Raw genomic sequence first — 19,334 nt, forward strand, 5'->3', positions numbered from 1 at the left:
TATTTCGGCGTACTCATTTGTTATTTCGGCGTACTCATTTGTTATTTCGGCGTACGCATTTGTTATTTCGGCGAACTCATTTGTTATTTCGGCGTCTCCATAACGCACCCTACGAAACAACTAGAATTGAAACCTATGCTGGTCATACTTGTGTGTACACCGTAGCCTAAAAGGAGAGAGACTTTGAATTTTTCCCTCTCCGGGGTAGATTGGCTTGAGGAACGTAACCCAACATTTCAGGACTTTGTTGAGTTTCATGACCTTCAACTGGTGCGATCGCCCACAACGCCATTGCATCAACTTGTAAAACTTAAACCATCTTTTCTTGAACCTCGCCTGAGCTAAAAACCTTACTCTACAGTTATTAACAATGATGCCCCGCTACGCCTGTGGTCTACCCAAGTAAAAGCTGCTGTAAAATATAACTACACATTAGACCTCTTGCAAAAATCCTTGAATCACCCCTCCCCAACCCTCCCCTTGTGAAGGGGAGGGGGCAAGATTTCAAGTTTCCCCCCTTTATAAGGAGGGATAAAGGGGGGTCTATTCGACTTATACAAGAGGTCTATTGCAAATTCGACAAAACGCTTGATCATGAAACAAATCACGTTTAAAGTTCAAGCATTTTGGGATAAAGATGCAGAGGTTTGGGTTGCAACTAGTGAAGATGTGCCAGGATTAGCAACAGAAGCTTCTAGTATGGAAATTCTCACTCAAAAGCTTCGAGTAATGATTCCCGAACTTATTGTTTTAAATGGAATAATACCCTCTGACTATGTAGGCTAAATTACTTTTTAATTAACTAGCGATTAACAAGAGTAACTAATAATACTATTATTTATACATTTATTGGTGGAGAGTTTCTGATTGACTATTTAGATGAGCTTTAGAATTGAAATATTAGTAGCTGGGAGAAAAAAATTAAGATGAGCAAATTATTTGAAATATTGCAAAAAATTAAATCTAAGCCAGGAATGTATATCGGGCGTGCTTCTGTTAGCGATCTGTTTCATTTTTTAGTTGGTTTTAAAACTGCTTTAAGAGAATTAGAAGTTAAAGCAACTGAGGAGGAAATGGATTTTTATCAAGAGTTTCAGCCTTGGGTGCAGAAAAAATATCATGTCTCCACTTCTAACTCTTGGGCAAAGATTATTATGCTGCACTGTGGGAGTGAACAAGAGGGTTTTAATAGTTTCTATCGGTTGTTAGATGAGTTTCAAAATCGAGATAAAAGTTTAGAACCTCAACGGAAGGTAATTGCTAGTTATGAGGTTACTAATAAAAGTTGATGTCTAGAGATTTTTCACGCGCACTTTGCCAGTTAATAAGTCTTGCATCAGTCCTTGTTTTTGGAGTTTGAGCTTGTTAAGGTAGGTTTCTTCTGTGCGGATGCGGGTATCATAAGTATTTAAAATTTGAATTATATATTTTTGCTCAGATTTTGGTGGTATATAAATTATTGTTTCACGCACAATTCCATAATTAATATCAACTTGCGCTTCAGCTAAACCAACTTTTTTACGATTCCAGTCTTGTTGTACAGCTACAGAACCGAGTGTGAGTGGTATAAAAGCAGGTAATAAAGGGCTTGATTCTTTCAGACGTACTCGAAATACTGTATCTGGCATCATCAGATTAGCAGGTGTTGATGGAATATGAACTACTACACCTACTCGCTCACGCGGGCCTTTGCGAGTTATGAGAATATCATCAGTTTCGACAACAGCTGAGTATCGTGGTTCAAGATTTGAAGGTAATTTTTTGCTTTCTGAAGGATTATAACCACTCCATACAACAGCAGTTGTTTTGAGTACTCCCCATTCACCATTAGCTACTGGCTCTGCTTCACAGATAGGACTCCAACCACTATCAAGATGTGCAACGTATTCACCAAATTCTTTTACAGTCCACTCTTGTGGAATTCGTCCCAGCGCCAAATCTTTAAATTGTTCAGGATGCGCTTGTGGATCTCTCAATTTACCATTCTCATCTAACCCGCGTGTGAGCAAGTCTTGCAGTAGTCCGGCTTTGGTTTGTTTAAGTTTTATAATAAGGGAAGATGTGCGTGCGATCGCTTCATCCACCGTATCCAAAATTTCAGCAATACGTCGCTGTTCTGAAAATGAGGGTAATGCAATCGTTAGTTGGCGCAATCTACTCATACTAAGAGCAGGTTGCGAAGTTAAAGTGCTAAGGTCTAATAGTCGTTTTTGAACAGCTTGGCTGAGAATTTGAGTTAAAAGAAAACGAGATGTAATAATTGCTAGATTAGGTGATATCTTGGCGACATTAGGAGCTAAATGAAATCGCTCATCTTCTTCAATGAGAGCAACCTCCCCAATTGTGCCAACGTAAGAAATAACTAAATCACCCTTACTAAGTGCTGAACGAGATAATTGCTTAGATACTTTACGAGGAATTGATTGAACAACTGACAAATCAAGTGCGCCATTTCGGATATTAAGTACTCGAAGAGCTATAACTTCGCCTTGTTGAAAGTAGTCAAAATAATTAGTGTATTCAAATCCAGCAAGCTTAGTTATAAATGCACAATCACCTAAAGTTTTGACTTCCCAATCCGTCGGAATTCTCCCAACAGGCGAATCCTTAAACTCCTCATTCTTAACCAAAACCTCACGCATAACCCTGCACACCCTGATACAAAATGCCCAAAATCTTATTTATCTCCTTAATGTAATAATTATTCAAATCAATAAACACATCCGTCCCTTCCAACTTCAAAAACTTCCAAATATCCCCAGTAGTCACCGCCCCGTAAATAGTTTTAATCTCATTTCCTTCCTGCTGATTAAATAACTGTGCTGCCAACATAGCAGCCGCACATTGCCCTAAACCACCTTTAATATTTTCATTTTTCGCCTCAACAATAATCATCACAGGCGCATTAATTGTTAACTGTTCCTTAGAGCGACTAATAACAAAATCACAATACCCATTCAGCCCCTTCTCAGCATCAACATTAAAATCACTTCCTGAAAATAAACTAATCTGATAATTTGCCTTACGCCTCACCTCCAACAAAATCGGCGTAATAATCATTTCCGAACGTGCTTTTTCAGTATTAATTGCTAAAGCTAACTCAGTTGTTTCTTCTAAACTAGTTGATAACGTATCACTGATTTCTCTAGGCTCAACATTAGCAAACAAATCAGCTTCCTCATCAATCCGAATATTGAAATTCTTTTTAAACTTACTTAAAGTAAAGTCACTATAAACCATATTTAGTAAAATTAACCTGTAGGGTGCATTATCGCTTTAGCGTAACGCACCTTAAATTGCTGGTGGTGCGTTAGCCTACGGCATAACACACCCTACTTCAAATATTAAACATACCCCAAACCCTGCAAAAACTCATTCAACTTCTTCGCTGCTGCATCCCGTTCTGTCTCAATATCCTGCAACGTCACCCGATACTTATCCCACCAATTCTCTACCGCCGCAATCACCATCTGACGGTGCGCGGTAACATATCGCTCTAATTCAGCAATTAACCCATCCTTGAAAATCGCTAAGACTAACTCCTGACAATCTTCATCAGTCAACGCAGCCCGCGCAGCTGACAAACGTTTCACCAATTCATTCTTTAATGTCTTTAATTGTGCCTTTTCTTCCTTCAACTGCTTAACAATTTCCTTATAGGGTTCTAGTTGGGCTTCTATTTTGGCAATTTCCGCTTCATTCTCTTCAATAAAAGCCTCAAGTTCAGCAATTTTATCTTTATTAAATAAAGGTGTCTTCTTTAAAATCTTGAATTCCTTCTTCGGCTCTTTAATCAAATTTTTTATATACTTCAGCTTTGTCTCTAAATCCTTAACAATATTAACTGCTTCTGATTCTTCACCTTCTTCAATATCTGCCTCAGCTTCTTCTCCCTGCTCAAAAGCTGACTTTTGCTGTTCTAATTCCGCAATTTTCGCCTCAGCCTCAGCAATGTCTTGTAAATAGTCCGGCATCAACCGTCCAACCAATTTATGATTTAGAGGGTCAAATTTTGCCTGCTTTTTCTTCTCGTCATCATCTTGTTCTAAAGCATCTTTAATCGTATCTACCCAACTATCAACTAAACCACCAAAATCTGACTCTGATAAAGTTCTCAGTTCATACCTCTGTTCATTCCACCAACTAGCAACCACACCCGCCACTTTAAAACGGTCAAGTAATGCCACAGGTTGCAAACTATCCACAAAAGAACTAAAAAACTCAGCGCGGAGTTCCATCACCTTTTTAGTTTTAGGCAAGTCACCCAAACTCGTAGAGTGTATTTGCCACCAAGCAGCAAAAACATTATAAAGTTTGCCTTCTTGCTGCTGCACACCAGCATCAGATTCTATAAAACTTTTAATTTGAGAACGTTCTGTGATTGTAGAAATAAAATCAAGATAATCATTCATCTATGTAAAAATCTGCTGTAAATTTAAAACAAAACCAGGGAGAACATCTTCACCCGATAAACTTGTGGGAGATTGTAAAACTTCCGGTGCAAGATTTGGGCGATAAATTATTACTTGTTGCTCTTTAGGATTAATTAACCAACCCAGTTGTAAGCCATTTGCTAAGTATTCCGCCATTTTGGCTTTAATATCTTCTACATCATCAGTTTCAGAAACTAATTCCACCGCAAAATCAGGACACAAAGGGATAAATTTCTTTCTTTGTTCTGGGGTAAGAGCATCCCATCTTTCTATCCTTACCCAAGAAGCATCAGGTGAACGAGTTGCACCATTTGGCAGTTTAAACCCAGTAGAAGAATCAAAAGCTTTTCCCAAATTATTTTGATTGCTCCAAAACCATATCTGACCTAATAAATCAAAATTACGGTTTCCTGTTTCTCCCCCAGTAGGTGACATGATAATTAATTCCCCTTCAGCACTTAGCTCTAGTCGTAATTCTTTATTCACGGCTACAATTTGTGCAAATTCCTCATCACTAAATTGCAGATTAGGAGGTAATTGTAAGGTTACAGTCATAATTAATTGCGCTCCACAAAAATCCTAGTTGCATCAAACCCATGCGCTGCTAATAGCGAAGATTTAGCCTCTACCTCTACTTTAGGAATTCCCCCCAACAAATGCGCCCGTACATCGTGCGGTTCTGGTGGTGGCGCGTTGTCAGCATAGCGACGGATATTGCAGTTGTAATCGTTATCTCTTAATTCTTCTTTAGTTACTACTGTGGAATATCCAGATAAAGACAGAAAATTTTCAAACACCCAGGAAATCTTTTCAATATGTTCAGGACGCAAATAATTTTGAGCGCGACCTGCATAATATTCAGCATCAGCATTAATAAACAAAACTTTTCCCTGGCGTTCAACAGGTTTCGCCCCTTGTGGACACATCACCAAAATACAGGCAGGGATACCTGTGCCATAAAACAAATTCGGTGGTAAGCCAATCACCGCCTCTAATTGATCGTGTTTAATAAAACTCTCCCGAATTTTCTTTTCTTCTCCACCGCGAAACAGCACCCCATGCGGCATTACCGTCGCCATCATCCCATCAGTTTTGAGAACAGCCAACATGTGCTGGGCAAACATCAAATCTGCTTTTTTACCCGTCTCAGGACAATAACCATGCGTAAAGCGTCCAGAAAATTGCATTCCCTCGCGGCTATAGTTTTGAGAAAAAGGCGGATTACTGATTACTCTGTCAAAGCGGATTAGTTCGCCGTCAGCAATATGCAAGGGATTAAACAGAGTATCGTCATTATGTATATCTGCATCTCGAATGCCGTGCAGCAGCATATTAATTTTACAAATTGCCCATACGCCGCCGTTATTATCTTGACCGTATAGTGCTAAATTTCTGGCATCACGACCGCATTCTTCTACATATTGCTTAGACTGAATTAACATTCCCCCAGAACCACAACAGGGATCATAAACTGACATTCCAGGTTGAGGTTTTAACAGGCGCACCATCAGCTGCACTACTTCACGCGGCGTATAAAACTCGCCCCCTTTTTTCCCGGCTGAATCTGCAAACTCTTTAATCAGGTACTCGTAAGCAGCACCCAGCAAATCAGGAAATACAAAATCCTCATTTCGCAAACGATATTTATTGAAGTGTTTAATCAGTTCGCGCAACTTGACATCAGGAATCCGATTTTTACCAGCTTGACGATTAAAATCAATATGTTTTAATACTCCCGTCAGCGCTTCGTTACTTTCCTCAAATGCCGTCAAAGCATCATTTAGCCCTTGTCCGACGTTTTTATGTAGCTGATCACGAATATATCCCCACCGCGCTTTTTCTGGTACAAAAAAAGTTTCTTGGTAACTGATGGGGCTTTCTGCCCTCATGTTTGCTTCTTCTTGTGTCCGTCCCCTTTGCAAATTATGCTGCAAAATCTGCTCATACTGCGGCTCAAATACATCTGAGGCGCGTTTTAAAAAAAGCATCCCGAAGATGTATTCTTTGAAGTCCGAAGCATCCATCTTTCCCCGCAGAATATCCGCAGCAGAAAAAAGATGGCGTTCTAGTTGCGGCAGTGTGAGTTTGCCCATATTAGATGCTGAGATTGCGACAATAATGCTTTGCCAGTATATCTCTTGTTGAGATGACACTCCAACACACTTCCAAATTGCTGAAGTCTAATCTTTCAACTTGCTGGCTATACGCTCGTATATGGTATCTAACCATACTGGAATTACAGGTTGACCTGCTTTTATTTGGGCGTAGACGCAAAGCGGCTTGCCGTTAGGCATCGCTTGTTCTAATTCAAACTCTACAAGTTCAAGCGATCGCTTGTGATTGTCTCGTTGGAGCATCCACCGCGTACCTTTACCAGATTCAAATAATTCTGGTTCCTTGTCTTTCAATGTTTTGAGCGTAGTATTAGCAACATCAAAATTTAGCCCCATAGACAAAAAAAAACAAAAGCTGCCAGTTCCATCAAATTCGGCTTTGAGTAATAAATACTACGCCCTATTCCAGTCTCACCGATAACAGGCATAACTACACCCTTTTCTCGCCAGTATCGGAGCTGGCGCAAAGTGCAGCCTGTGATTTCAGCAGCTTGTTTACTCGTAAAAAAACTTTTCTGCGTTAAATCACAGATTGCACAGCATTTTAATATACATATATAGTATTATTGAACATAATATGTTTTTAAATTTAAAATCGATGAGTCAAAAATTGTTAAACTGGTATTGTGAACATAGCAGTTCATTTTTGATATGCCTTATCCAGACTGTCTAATAGACACTAATTTGTCAACGCGGACATTTATCTGTCAATATGGACATTAATTTGTCAACGCAGACAAAGAAATTGGCAATCGACACCTATTCTAATGTCTTGCCGAAAACATTAAATTCCATGACTTTTACCAATTACCCAATTACGCCGGAAAAACCGAGCTAAAGCTGATTCTTCTAAGGAGAGATAAATTGGGCGTCCGTGGGGACACGTGCGGGGGTTGCGAGTGCGTTGCCAATTATCTAAAAGTGTCTGCATTTCTTGTTGATTCATCGGTGTACCGTTACGAATGGCACTGCGACAGGCGACAGCTACTTGGGCTGTTTGTAAATCGCCTCCCCAACTAAGTTCTAAAATTGCTTCTGCACAGTCGTCTCGCTGCTGCAAAGGGGCGGGGATATTACGGACTGCCCAAAGTTGTTCGCCAAAGGGTTCTATTTCTAAACCGATGCGTTGCAGTTGCGATACTTGCGCTGGCGATAATTGATAAAGAATTATTGGCGGTTCGACGGGTAAAAGTTGCCAATCATCGCATAATTGCTCATACAAAACTCGCTCATGGGCAATGTGCTGTTCTACTAACCACATACCACCTGAATGTTCCGCCACAATATAAGTGTTGCTAACTTGAGCGACAGCTTTTAAGGAGTTAGGAGTTGAGAGCGAGGGGTTAGAATTTTTATGATTTTCGTTGGGATTTTGAGGATTGAAATTGTAACCGCCTTTGGCTTCTGCGGCTTTGAGTAATTTACTAACTCGTGTTGTGTGAACAGCTTCTTTGAGATTGTTAGAAGAGATGCTGATTGCTTGGTTAATTGCTTGGGTAATTTGTTCTTGCCAATAAATGATTTCGTTGAGGTAAATTTCTGTTTTTGCTGGATTGCGATTCCAGTTAATTTGCTCCGGGGAAATGGCAAGATGTAAGAAACAAATTGGATAGCGATCGCGTGGTAATGTTTTGTGAAATACTGATAATATCGTTTGCTCTAGTTCTGGCGTCTTAACCATCCTGCCGTTAATGGCTACACGTACCCAATCTGGACGATGACGATGACAGCGATCGGGTAATCCTACCACTAAATTTAGTGCAGAGTGCAAAGTACAGAGTGAGGAGTTAGGAGTGCTGAATTCGGAATTCTGAGTTTTGTCTTCTGAGTTTAATGGGTTGGCTATTTCCAGTTTCACTTCTTGCAAGTCACCTTGTCGCACTTGCGGTAAAATCTGCAGTAATAGTTGTCCAGTTGTGGCAGCAGGACAAATGGTGAACCATTGACGGTCATTTTGCCAAATCTGCCAGGTGACATGGGGATGACACAGGGCGATTTGGTAAATTGTAGCTTGCACAGCTTTCATTTGCTGTGCTGTTGTGGGTAATCCCTGACGACGAGATGAGCAATTACCGAAAAGATGGGAAACTGTAACTACTGTACCAGGTGCGATCGCAGTTGCTTCAACTTGTACAACTTTCCCGCCATCGCCATAAATTATCCGCCATCCTAATTTTCCGTCCAGAGGACGACTCAAAATTTCTAAATCTGCCAGAGTCGTTAAACTGTGCAACGCCTCACCACGAAACCCCAAACTATTAATTTTCCACAAATCGGCACTAGAGCGAATTTTACTAGTGCTGTGGGCTGTGGCTGCTTGTTGCAAATCATCTAGGTTCATTCCACAGCCATTATCTGCCACACGGATTCGCCATTGCTGCGGCCATAGAGAAACCACAATTCGCGTTGCACCTGCGTCTAGGGAATTTTCTACCAATTCCCGCACCACAGAAGCTAAAGAGTCGATTACCTCTCCAGCTGTAATGAGATATACGACTTCTGTTGGTAGAGCTTGAATAGTAGATGCCATAAATTATAGTTTATAGCTTCTGGGGGCACGTTATATATGACTTATATCATGTTCGCTTGATTACTTAAGCCAGAGAACCCCGCAGGGCAAACGCATCTAAATACTGTACTAGCTTTTGCTAACTATAGAAATATTTCGTAGAATACTCACCAAAACAGTGCCTCGCCTGTAGAGTAACTCGGCTTAGAGTAAAAAGTAAAATTAATTGCACTCAGCATATAGGGTCCCAAGCCCCTAAATTTATTTATGGGGATTATTAATTTTGAATTTTGAATTTTGAATTCCCCGTTTGCGTAGCGTCTCGCAGAGAAGGGGTTGACTCTAGCATTGGTAGTTCCAGGTAGTCATCACGCCATGCCTTTGGCTCTTGGTAAGCCCAACAGTTCCTTATCAAGGACAATTGCCCGATCCATCTCGACACTTGACATTATGTAATTTACGTAATACACTTGTAGTATAAAAATAAAAGCCTCCTCAAAAGGCAAAACTAAAACCCCTTGGAACCTTGACAATTGCTATAGATGCCACTTTTGGGGCCGCGATTGGTGTTCGACTGCTCCGAAGCCAACAAACGGACGGTTGCAGGATTCGGGTACCCTACCCTTCGGGAACGCTCCGCGAACGGGAAGGCAAAGCCTACAATTCCCGACGACTCCACTCTTTCTTGACTGCGATTGAAGTTGTGTAAACACTTCTGGGAGCAAGATAAGAGCATCGCAATTATGCTTTCTTGGGTCTGTAGCTCTAACGGTAGAGTTCCCAGATGTCACTTGTGCCCTGACAGAAAAAGCTTACATACTTGCTCAATGGTAAAGCGATCGTCTCTAAAACGATAAGTTGCAGGTTCAAGTCCTGCGTGTGTCACCACAGCTTTTTCGACTCGCACGAGGTGTGAGTGTAACTCTCACAGGGAGGGTATCGGTTCAATCCCGATCAGATCCACTAATATCAATTCGTAATTAAAACAAGAGGTGATTGCAATGGTTCATATTCGATTTGAAGGACGTTCTGTTGATGTGCCAAAAACACAATTGGGAATTGCAGCAGGGATGAATGATGAGGCAGTGAAGGAGCGCGTTGCTCGGCATTTAGATGTGAATAGCGATCGCCTCTCTGCTTACGTAATCGATCGCCGTCCTAGTGGCGATCTGATCGTCCGCCCTGAAGCTGTCTATGGTTAAATTTCAGAGTCATCCGTGCCCTAACAGAAGAAGCATACATACACATTCATAACGGTTCTAAGGTAGTAAAGTTCGAGCGATCGAATAAGCGAAGCATGATTTCTAAGTAAGAGCGCAGATTTAGCGTGCGTGCCCACTGCCAATATTTGGTAAGAGCGACCGTAGCTGTAAAAAGCTTCTTAAACTTGCACGGAATGATTTAAGACTTAATTCCGCGCCCTAACTTGTAAAGCCTACACACACCATCCGGCAACGGAATGCAGGTTCAAATCCTGTCGCTCCCTTTGATGGGAGCGTAGCCAAATTGGTATAGGCAATTGTGAAAACTGCTTTGCTAACTTGTGCGGAATTTCAATTATTTAACAAAACAGAATTCAGGAGTCAGTAGCCAGAATTCAGAATTTAATTATGTGTGATTGTCTGATAAATAAAGGGGTTGAAGTTCCCCACTAAATCAAAAATTTAATGGTCTTTAATTAGTAGCGAGTCTAAATTACACATTTTTTTATTCTGAATTATAAATTCTGAATTCTGCATTCTTCTTAAAATCGGATTTTTCTATAACCTTTACTCAACACAGAGGTGAGTTCAATGATGTTAGCTAACTCATGTTTAATAACAACTCAATTAGTACAAGTGCATTTAAACAACGTGAGATATGAGCGAACATCGTTTGAGCGAGATTGTGATTGAGCGTCCTCGCGGTGGGAGGAGAATTAGCCTCAAAAAGGTGACTGGCTTTAAGAAGCAATTAGACAAAATCACCCAGGATGCAATTCAGGATGGATTGTTGAATCCCTACCTGATTAAACCAACAAATAAATCTAAGTATCTTTCAGACCATCTCGGCCCTCTGCGTCGGTTTTTGCGCTCAAAAGTCGGACAGCCTTGGAATGACGTTTACAGCCAACTGTGTCAACGATTAGATCCCAGTACAATGGCAGGGCGGCATGTTATCGATCATGTGTGGGACTATGTTGAACGGCATGTAGAAATAATTGATGGTGGTTTTTATAGCAAGCCTTACCAAGGGTATCGAATTCAGCTAGATGCAAACCATCGCGATCGCTTCTATATCCATCCTGAAACTGGAATTCTTTGTGCAGCCAAAAAAGTACCTCGAAAGCAGAAGCAAAAGCAGGAACAAAGTGATATTGTCATCATTGATAATTATCATCAATACCAGAAGCTAAATGAAATTTGGTATTTAATTACCTTTGAAGATTTTCCACCCCCACCAACTCATTATGTGACCGATGTTGTCAAAGGTATAATTCATCGTTCTGCGGCAATGTATAGAGGTCGAATGATTTACGCTGTTAGGAAACAGCAGTGTAACAAGAAAGAAATTCGATTTATTTTAAATCAACTTTCTAAAAACTAAAATTTTCACTTCGTGCCCTAACTGAAAAAGCTTACATACTAGCCGAATGGTAAGGCACTTGACTTGAGATCAAGCAACTACGGGTTCAAATCCCGTGTGTGAATCAACAGCTTTTTCGACTTGCACGAGGTGATCTTATTTTATTTCAACATGGAGGTGAGAACGATGAAAAAGATTAATTCTTTCAACATCGAGCCTGAACAATTTGACGATTTCTGCTTTTGAATCATTGAGTAAATGTCGTCGTGGCGACCGCCTTGTTCATGGCGACAAGGAACTACAAGAAAAGCTTGGTAACAATGACCTTTGTCTTTGTGGTTCTGGTCGCTGCTTTCAAAAAGTGCTGTCGCATTCTTCGGCAGATATGATGGCAGCTTACGCAGCTACTACTTTTAGGGAGTAGTACTAACGATTTCAATTTACATTAAATTTCTAATTGGCAGTTGTTGCCGCGCCCCGATCGCAGAAGCTTACATAAGTCTGAAAAATTTATACACAATGCTTCTACAACTTGCGCGGTGACTCGATCGCCTCGCGTGCAACATCTGCCTCCTCATCCATCACAATTAGAGGAGGTTCATAATGAACACCGCAGAACGTGACCTGCGTTTAGAAATGCTCAACAGTTTACTCACAACTCCTCACCGCAAGCTTGAGCAAGTCGCAGAAATTCATCAGTTGATTGTTGAACTCGATCCCATCTTCTACGGACACCTGGCAGTTTGGTATCAGCGTCATGGTGATGTCCGCGACCACAAAGAGGTGTTTGTTGCTCATTTGTTAACCAGCAATTTGACTGAACACCGAGATGCTGGATTTATGATGCTGCAAGAATTTCCTCCCTATCAAGTGGCTCGTGTGGTGGACTTCATGAAGCAGCAGCAGAATAAATTGCCTCGTTCCGCCCGCACTGCGGTACGGCGTTATCTAAAGGTACGGGAGAGCAATCCAGCTCTGTTCGATCGCGCTGCTCTGAGAGGTCGTAAAGCAATGAAGCACTTATACGCTTCGCTGCACATCAAGCCAAATGAGCGGGCAAATGCGATTCTATTTGGCGATACTCCTCCAGAGGGTTCCTTAGCAAATGTGCTGAAGCAGCTTGCTAAGGCAGAAAATGCCGCAGAACAGGCACGGCTGATTGTCGAGTTCAAAATTCCATATACGATCGCAATTGGTACAATCAACCAACTTACACCAGTTGTATTGGTGGCGTTAATCAACAGCATGACTCCTCAAGAAGCGATCAACAACCTCAAGTCTCTCCAGACTAGAGGTGCAATGGATCACCCACAAGTCAAGAAGCTGATTGATTCTAAGCTGGAAGCAGCATCTAAGAGTGCGCGTGTTTCAGCATTTAAAGCACAGATTGCCACAGATGCAGGAGATTTTGACGCAGACACCGTTGCCCAACTGGAAAAGGTGACAAACGAACAGGTGAAACGGCGTGGTGCGATCGCTCGTCCAACTGCTTTATTGGTAGACAAGTCTGGTTCAATGGAAAATGCGATCGCGACGGGTTTGCAACTCGCTGCCTTAATCTCTGGTATCACTAAGGCAGAACTGTTTGTCTACGCTTTCGACACCATTCCTTACGCTATTACAGCAAAGGGCAAGGAGTTGACCGACTGGGAGCGTGCCTTCCAGTACATCAATGCAGGCGGTGGTACTAGCATCGGCTGTGCATTGGAAGCAATGCGGAAGAAGAAGCAGGTAGTTGACCAGATAATTTTGGTGACGGATGAGGGCGAAAATGCTGCTCCTTACTTCGGTGAAGTCTACAAGAACTACTGCCGGGAATTGGCGATAATGCCCAATGTGGTGATTGTCCGTGTGGGTACTCATTACAACTGGGTAGAGAGTCAACTGAAGCAGCAGCAAGCACCTGTAGATACGTTCACTTTCGCGGGTGACTACTACAGTTTGCCGAACATCGTTCCACTACTGACGCGCCCCTCTCGTCTGGATTTGCTGATGGAGATTTTGGACATGCCGTTGCCTGTGCGAGATGATAAGTAAGTTGCAAAGTATGGCAATGTTTATTAATACAAATAGTAAGCCTTGCCTACTTTGGATATTTTAAATTACTTTAATTAAGTAGAAATATAAATTAATTTTGCAACAAATATATTTGCTGTTGACAATAATTTGTCCCTGCACGTATCCTGGGATTTCAGATAAAATACTCTTAAAGTATAAAACAATTAAAAGTAGGCTTAGAAAAACTATGTTAAAAAATACTAGCTTTGCTTTTGTAGCTAACCTAGTTAATGTAAACTGCGACCTGCCTTTCAAAGTTATTGAAGATTGCTACTTCCAAAAAGCTAACCCTATTCAAATTGAGCAGATTAAAGAATATTTCCGATATTCAGGTTATTTTCCAATGTTTTCCAGCTTTAATTCATCTCCTTATCAATTTGAATATATTGAAGCCATAAATACACTCAATCATAAGAGTTTTCAAAGTCAGCCGCTTGAACCACAAAATTGGAAATATTATGTAATAAACTTTTATGGAAATAATTCTAAAATTTATGATTTAAGTTTGGCAGCTAATTTAATAGAAGTCGAATTAGAATTTGCCTTACAATTTCTCTACCATGAAGGAGTAAAAAATTTTGGAATCCTGAAAAACCCTACACATATTTTTAATTATTTTCATGAAATGGATACTGACTTGCCTTCAATTGAATATATTGATGGTGTAACTCTGCAAGATATAGGCTCAGTATATAAAACTTATCAGCAGTTAGATGAAATGAAGTATCCAGACATAAAAAAAGCTATTAATATGCTAGAAGAACTCAAGCATATTCCTCATAATTCTAAATTCAAAATTCTTGGGCTATTTACTATTATTGAATTTTTGATTACACATAAACCAATTGATAAAGAGGATTCAATTACACGACAAGTTATAAATAAAATTAATTTATTATCAAAGCGTTTTATTAATAAACTCGACTACTCTCAGTTTTTTGGAAATACACCGGAAAGTACAGTTTGGAAAAAGCTTTACGCTTATAGAAGTAATATAGCGCACGGTGGTCAACCTGATTTTATAAAAGAGCTATTAGTTTTAAAAGATGATTTCACTGCCAAAAAATTTTTAAAATTAGTTGTAAAAATGCTTTTGCGACACTCTCTAATCGAACCTCAACTATACACTGATTTGAAAGAATGCTAAATGAATATTGTTGGCAGATAAAACTTAAAACCCTTGAACCCTAGCTGACTGATAAAGATTTTATCTCAATTTCCTTATGTCAATGACAACCGCGATCGCTTTTCCATTTAATTTGTAGTATATTGTAATATAATATCCTGCGTGCCCCAACTTGTGGAGCCTACATACTAGTACGAGAGGAAAGGTAACACTGTCAAATCAGTGGGCGTGTGTGAACGGGGAGTACGAAGAACCTGGGAGGTAGGCTTAAAAGTAGCCATCCTTGAAAGAGTGTGTAAAAGCTCACCAGCGGAGTCCCTCTAGTAACTGAGAACACGCAATGCTCCACCAACTTGCACGCAGAATTATATTAATTTGTAATTAAGAAAATCAGATTTTATAGGGTTGCATCTGTAACCTTGTTAAAAAAAATTGGTATTAGTTATGACTAACATATTTAAGCTAATCAACCAAATTGCGATCGCAGAAGCACAGTTGTCTGCTACCCAATTTCTTGCCCCCTGCGTCAAAGGTGGACGAGTTTGCACACGGGTAGCCGGGATGATCTACACTTTCAGTCCAAAGCCTAGTAAATTTGAAGGTTGGGGCATCTTTCAGCCTGTGGATGAGAAAATAGCAACGGTTGTAGAAGAAGCAGACTTACCCCAAGTTGCAGAATACCTGCAACACTTTCCCCAAATACGGCTGCGGTTAGCACACCAACTACGGAAACAAACCTGGTTAGCATACCCTGTGAATGAAGCAGATATACGTCAACGGTTGAAGGTGGTTAAGCCGATCGCAGTCCACTTAGTTACTGAGGGTATCGCCTTTGAACAAATCATTGCCCGATGGAATGGGCAGTCTTGCTGGTTCGAGGAAGTAGATCGCCGTACCGATCCGGCAATTTCTGAAACTCTGCAATCTGCCCTCAAACAACTCACTCCTGCTGAGGAATTAGAGTTTAAGGGCATTACTCCAGAAATCCGCACAGTGTATGAATTAGCAACTCGGCGCATTGAGGGATTTACTCAACCCCAACAGGATGAAAAGCGATTGAGAAAGGCATTGCAAATGGGCGGTGGTGAATTAAATCAATTCCACGATCGCAGCGATTACTGGACAGTCGATTGGACAACTGCTGATGGTGTTCGCCATAGTAGTGCGATCGCTAAAACTGATTTGACTGTTGTTAGTTCTGGTATTTGTCTGAGTGGACGCGATCGCGATTTTGACTTGCAATCCTTAGTGGGTGTCATGGAACAACAAGAGTAGTGAGAATAATGAACATCTTTTTTCACGAACAGCTTTACCGCAGCAATGCTGTGATGACAAAGTTGAAAAACTATCCTGTAACTATTTGTGGGGCTGGAGCATTAGGAGCTAACATAGCTGAAAACTTAGCTCGGTCTGGTTTTGATAAACTGACAGTGATAGATCGCGATCGCATTGAGGAGCGTAACCTTTCGACTCAGCCTTACTACCGTTCTGATGTGGGAGCGTTCAAGGCGAAGATTTTAGCGAATAATTTATATCGAGCAATTGGTACTAAAGTTGATGCTAAGACAAAAGAGTTAACACCAGCAAATACAACTCAATTACTCAAAGACAGCCAGTTAATTGTCGATGTCTTTGACAATAGCGTGGCACGTCAAGCAGTGAAAGATTATGCTGAACAATTAAACATTCCTTGTCTTCATGCTGGACTATCAGCAGATTATGCAGAAGTGATTTGGAATGACGTTTATCGTGTTCCTTCCGAGGTGAATGATGATGTCTGTGATTATCCGTTGGCACGAAACCTAGTGATGTTAACAGTGGCTGTAGCGTGTGAAGCGATCGTTTCATTCATTGCGACAGCAGAACAGCGTAACTTCACCATCACCCAGAAGGATCTGACTGTTCAATCTCTGTTTTTGTAGATTGCGTAGACGTTTGTGATTTTGACCTTATGGCTATATCGGCTTATCAAACGAGGAGGTCAGCCCTTTCGGGGAAGTCAAAAGTCAAAAGTCAAAAGTCAAAATTAATAATCCCCATAAATAAATTTAGGGGCTTGTATCATGAGTCTTTTTCGGTCAATTATCTCTGCGACCTTTTGTCATCTGAATTTTTGGCAAGTAGCACTATGAGAGTAATTGGAGCGAAGAAGATTCCAAGGAAAAACCATAACCATGCATTACGACCGGTATTCTGGGCCCACAATGCACAAAACGCTCCAACACAAAATATTGCAATGGCTCCAGCTTGCCTAACATCATGTTCTAGGTTAGAGACTTGATACTTTAAACTTGTCACTTGTGACTCGAGACTTGTAACTTGTGACTCTAAGTTTGCAATTTGTGACTCTAGATTTGTGGTGTTCGGTGCATTTTGCTGGGCAATCCAAAAGCTTATTTCTGAATACTTCATGTGAGTGCCCAAAATTTGCTGAACACAATCTCCCTCTTTACCCCTGCTGATATAACTTATCATGATTCCACCTTTATAATCTAGTACAAAGCAATTAAGTTGTTATATGAAGCTTATTTGATGTTGTCTTAATTGTCCTTGCGTCGTTAGATGTATTTGACTGTAAAGCCTGCCATAATTAAAGCAATGCGGAACTACGTCCCAAAAGCTTATCCAGGTAGAGTCATCTTCTTGTGAGCAAGCGATCGCGACTCCTTCAACCCGCAAAATCCAGAACTCGGTTGGCATGATTTGGCGATGGAAGGGCTAGAAATCCACGAAGTCCCTGGTAATCATATAACAATGAACTTTCCTTCTCATGTCCAAGTCATAGCTAAGTTTTAAACGGGCGCATCTAGCGGTTGGGGGAGAGGTAAGTGAAATTGTTTCAGTATTTCTATTGGTGAGATTGTTATATAATTATCCTAACTTTATATTATAGCAAGAATCCTTTCTCAGCAAAAAAGGAACCACAAATATACACCGATAAATGATCTGTGTGCATCTGTGGTTTAATTTCTAAAACATTAATTTTGCAAGATATCTATTATGCATTACAACTTTTCTATGGCATCAGGAAAAATTAGTAATTGCAACATTAATTAACATTCAATCACCTGATTTTATGAATATCTTTAGGCGATCGTTAATTAGTATCTCTTATGGACAGAATTTTAGCTGGTTCAGGTTTGAGCAAACCGTTCAACAGTGATGCAGGAGGTTGACTGTAAGGCCAAGCAAAAGCATGACGGAAAGCCGCATCTTGACAAGCTTGTAGTTGTTCAAAACTAATAATGTTGTAAGTCAAGAGATTCTCATACTCAAACGGTAGACGCACATTGTGCAATCCAGCATTATCAGTACAGATAGCGATATCAACCCCAGCATCAAGACAACGGTCAAAAACTAATTTGAGTTGACGTATATCTTGCAAAGTTCCAGTTTTGAGATAAGTTGTCGGACAAACCTCCAAACATTGTCCGCGTCTAGCCACATCATTAAGTAGTTCTGGATATAGTAGGGGAATTTGAATGCCGTGACCAATTCGCATCAAATATGGTAACAGTTCTGGGTAACAACTAGCGGTGGTTTCATATAGATGTCCCGTGGTGTTAACGCCCAGCGATCGCGCATAATCATATAAGCTAATCCATTCTTCTAAGCGTTCAGCGTAACTACTACCACCTCCCGCTACATCTACTGCACAGACATACTGTTTATTTTGCGCCGCCAAATCAACAATCGCCTTGTTCACCTGATATGGTAGGCGCGTGTGCATACAGAGAATTTGGCTAGTAACAATCGGATATTCTGGCTGGTGGCTGGCAAGTCCAACGACTCGGACAATTTCTGCCATCTTGTCAATTCTTTCGGATTGACTCAGATGCTCAGGTGTCCGCAAATAAGGAGTGTAGCGCAGTTCCAGATAAGCCAAATTTTCAAATATGTAAGCACCCCGCACCAAGCGATAGATAAAGTAAGGCAAAGTCTCCACAGTTTGCACGCTTTCTACCAGGGTGTGTAATTCTAGATACTCATCTAGGGAGTTACGTGGGCGGGTATAAAAATCTTCAAAATCTGAATAGTCAGCAAAGCGGGAAATTAACTCCGTAGAATGTCGCTCAAAATATCGCCATAAAACTCGTGGTACGACCGAGCCGCCTAGATGTCTATGTAATTCAGCGTATAAAGCCATAGTGGTATTTTTAGGTAAAAATTTCAATGATTGTAACAAAAACATTGAGAGAAAAATCTCTCATCAAAAAAATTTAGCTCCAACTTCTTTGAAGTAGAGGTTTCCCTACATCTGAATTTCAACAAATACTCTGACCGAGAAACGGCGCAAACGATTTGGTGGCTTGGAATTAGATAGGGTTGAGAGCAACAGATAAATTTCTGCCTCCAACCTCCTGCACTAGTATTTGCAGCATGAATAAACTTGACATTACCAAGATTAAATTGATAGCATTGATATCCTTGATTTTTGTGCTACACTAAAAGAACATTGCTATTGTCAAGCGAGTGAGATATAGCAATATATTTTTCCTTTAACAAAGCAAATTCCTGGCAAGGTTGGT

General features: G+C 40.6%; 19 protein-coding genes, 1 tRNA gene and 1 other annotated feature. Of the genes, 11 read left to right on the forward strand and 9 right to left on the reverse strand.

Features of this window, described 5'->3' with window-relative positions:
* The first annotated feature begins 183 nt into the window (after positions 1–183).
* From HWQ58_RS32925 to HWQ58_RS32935, 3 genes are all read left to right on the forward strand, one after another.
* Positions 184–345, forward strand: a complete 162-nt coding sequence (locus HWQ58_RS32925) for a hypothetical protein (protein WP_292872221.1) — start codon at positions 184–186, stop codon at positions 343–345.
* A 249-nt stretch (positions 346–594) separates the two neighbouring features.
* The gene (locus tag HWQ58_RS32930; RefSeq protein WP_292872223.1) at positions 595–786 is read left to right on the forward strand and encodes a DUF1902 domain-containing protein; all 192 of its coding nucleotides are present in this window, start codon (positions 595–597) and stop codon (positions 784–786) included.
* A gap of 140 nt (positions 787–926) precedes the next feature.
* Entirely contained in the window at positions 927–1,289 is a 363-nt protein-coding gene (locus HWQ58_RS32935; protein ID WP_292872225.1) for a hypothetical protein, read from the forward strand.
* A gap of 3 nt (positions 1,290–1,292) precedes the next feature.
* Here HWQ58_RS32935 and HWQ58_RS32940 read toward each other — a convergent pair whose 3' ends face one another.
* From HWQ58_RS32940 to mutL, 8 genes are all read right to left on the reverse strand, one after another.
* Positions 1,293–2,642 (reverse strand): restriction endonuclease subunit S, encoded by a 1,350-nt coding sequence (locus HWQ58_RS32940; RefSeq protein WP_292872227.1) that lies wholly within the window; start codon positions 2,640–2,642, stop codon positions 1,293–1,295.
* Positions 2,635–3,240 carry a hypothetical protein gene (locus HWQ58_RS32945; protein WP_292872229.1) on the reverse strand — a complete coding sequence of 202 codons (606 nt, stop codon included), beginning with the start codon at positions 3,238–3,240 and terminating at the stop codon, positions 2,635–2,637. Before HWQ58_RS32945 ends, HWQ58_RS32940 begins: the two co-directional genes overlap by 8 nt.
* A 104-nt stretch (positions 3,241–3,344) precedes the next feature.
* Positions 3,345–4,412, reverse strand: coding sequence for a hypothetical protein (locus tag HWQ58_RS32950; RefSeq protein ID WP_292872231.1), 1,068 nt, complete (start codon positions 4,410–4,412; stop codon positions 3,345–3,347).
* The gene (locus HWQ58_RS32955) at positions 4,413–4,991 is read right to left on the reverse strand and encodes a Uma2 family endonuclease (protein ID WP_292872297.1); all 579 of its coding nucleotides are present in this window, start codon (positions 4,989–4,991) and stop codon (positions 4,413–4,415) included.
* Positions 4,991–6,586: a class I SAM-dependent DNA methyltransferase gene (locus HWQ58_RS32960; protein ID WP_292872233.1), complete on the reverse strand. Its 1,596-nt coding sequence runs from the start codon at positions 6,584–6,586 to the stop codon at positions 4,991–4,993. The genes HWQ58_RS32955 and HWQ58_RS32960 overlap by 1 nt, the downstream gene beginning before the upstream one ends.
* 27 nt (positions 6,587–6,613) lie before the next feature.
* Positions 6,614–6,883 (reverse strand): hypothetical protein, encoded by a 270-nt coding sequence (locus tag HWQ58_RS32965; protein WP_292872235.1) that lies wholly within the window; start codon positions 6,881–6,883, stop codon positions 6,614–6,616.
* Positions 6,874–7,014 carry a hypothetical protein gene (locus tag HWQ58_RS32970; protein ID WP_292872237.1) on the reverse strand — a complete coding sequence of 47 codons (141 nt, stop codon included), beginning with the start codon at positions 7,012–7,014 and terminating at the stop codon, positions 6,874–6,876. The genes HWQ58_RS32965 and HWQ58_RS32970 overlap by 10 nt, the downstream gene beginning before the upstream one ends.
* A 317-nt stretch (positions 7,015–7,331) precedes the next feature.
* Positions 7,332–9,077: a DNA mismatch repair endonuclease MutL gene (gene mutL / locus HWQ58_RS32975; RefSeq protein WP_292872239.1), complete on the reverse strand. Its 1,746-nt coding sequence runs from the start codon at positions 9,075–9,077 to the stop codon at positions 7,332–7,334.
* Positions 9,078–10,057: 980 nt separating this feature from the next.
* On the opposite strand from mutL, the gene HWQ58_RS32980 reads away from it, so the two are divergent.
* From HWQ58_RS32980 to HWQ58_RS33015, 8 genes are all read left to right on the forward strand, one after another.
* Positions 10,058–10,258 (forward strand): hypothetical protein, encoded by a 201-nt coding sequence (locus HWQ58_RS32980; RefSeq protein ID WP_292872241.1) that lies wholly within the window; start codon positions 10,058–10,060, stop codon positions 10,256–10,258.
* Between the two features lie 658 nt (positions 10,259–10,916).
* The gene (locus HWQ58_RS32985; protein WP_292872243.1) at positions 10,917–11,642 is read left to right on the forward strand and encodes a hypothetical protein; all 726 of its coding nucleotides are present in this window, start codon (positions 10,917–10,919) and stop codon (positions 11,640–11,642) included.
* A 32-nt stretch (positions 11,643–11,674) separates the two neighbouring features.
* A tRNA-Ser gene (locus HWQ58_RS32990) sits at positions 11,675–11,743 on the forward strand.
* Positions 11,744–11,871: 128 nt separating this feature from the next.
* On the forward strand, positions 11,872–12,045 hold the full coding sequence (locus HWQ58_RS32995; protein WP_292872245.1) for a hypothetical protein: 174 nt from the start codon (positions 11,872–11,874) through the stop codon (positions 12,043–12,045).
* Between the two features lie 179 nt (positions 12,046–12,224).
* Positions 12,225–13,658 carry a VWA domain-containing protein gene (locus tag HWQ58_RS33000; protein WP_292872247.1) on the forward strand — a complete coding sequence of 478 codons (1,434 nt, stop codon included), beginning with the start codon at positions 12,225–12,227 and terminating at the stop codon, positions 13,656–13,658.
* A 208-nt stretch (positions 13,659–13,866) separates the two neighbouring features.
* Entirely contained in the window at positions 13,867–14,826 is a 960-nt protein-coding gene (locus tag HWQ58_RS33005) for a HEPN domain-containing protein (RefSeq protein WP_292872249.1), read from the forward strand.
* Positions 14,827–15,059: 233 nt separating this feature from the next.
* Positions 15,060–15,115: a sequence feature (23S ribosomal RNA rRNA prediction is too short), on the forward strand.
* Positions 15,116–15,249: 134 nt separating this feature from the next.
* Entirely contained in the window at positions 15,250–16,080 is an 831-nt protein-coding gene (locus HWQ58_RS33010; protein ID WP_292872251.1) for a hypothetical protein, read from the forward strand.
* A gap of 8 nt (positions 16,081–16,088) precedes the next feature.
* Entirely contained in the window at positions 16,089–16,727 is a 639-nt protein-coding gene (locus HWQ58_RS33015; protein ID WP_292872253.1) for a ThiF family adenylyltransferase, read from the forward strand.
* A gap of 1,175 nt (positions 16,728–17,902) precedes the next feature.
* On the opposite strand, the gene HWQ58_RS33020 is transcribed toward HWQ58_RS33015, so the two are convergent.
* Positions 17,903–18,952, reverse strand: coding sequence for an adenosine deaminase (locus HWQ58_RS33020; protein ID WP_292872255.1), 1,050 nt, complete (start codon positions 18,950–18,952; stop codon positions 17,903–17,905).
* Between the last annotated feature and the right edge of the window lie 382 nt (positions 18,953–19,334).

The sequence above is a fragment of the Nostoc sp. LPT genome (assembly GCF_017115165.1).
Classification (GTDB): Bacteria; Cyanobacteriota; Cyanobacteriia; order Cyanobacteriales; family Nostocaceae; genus Nostoc.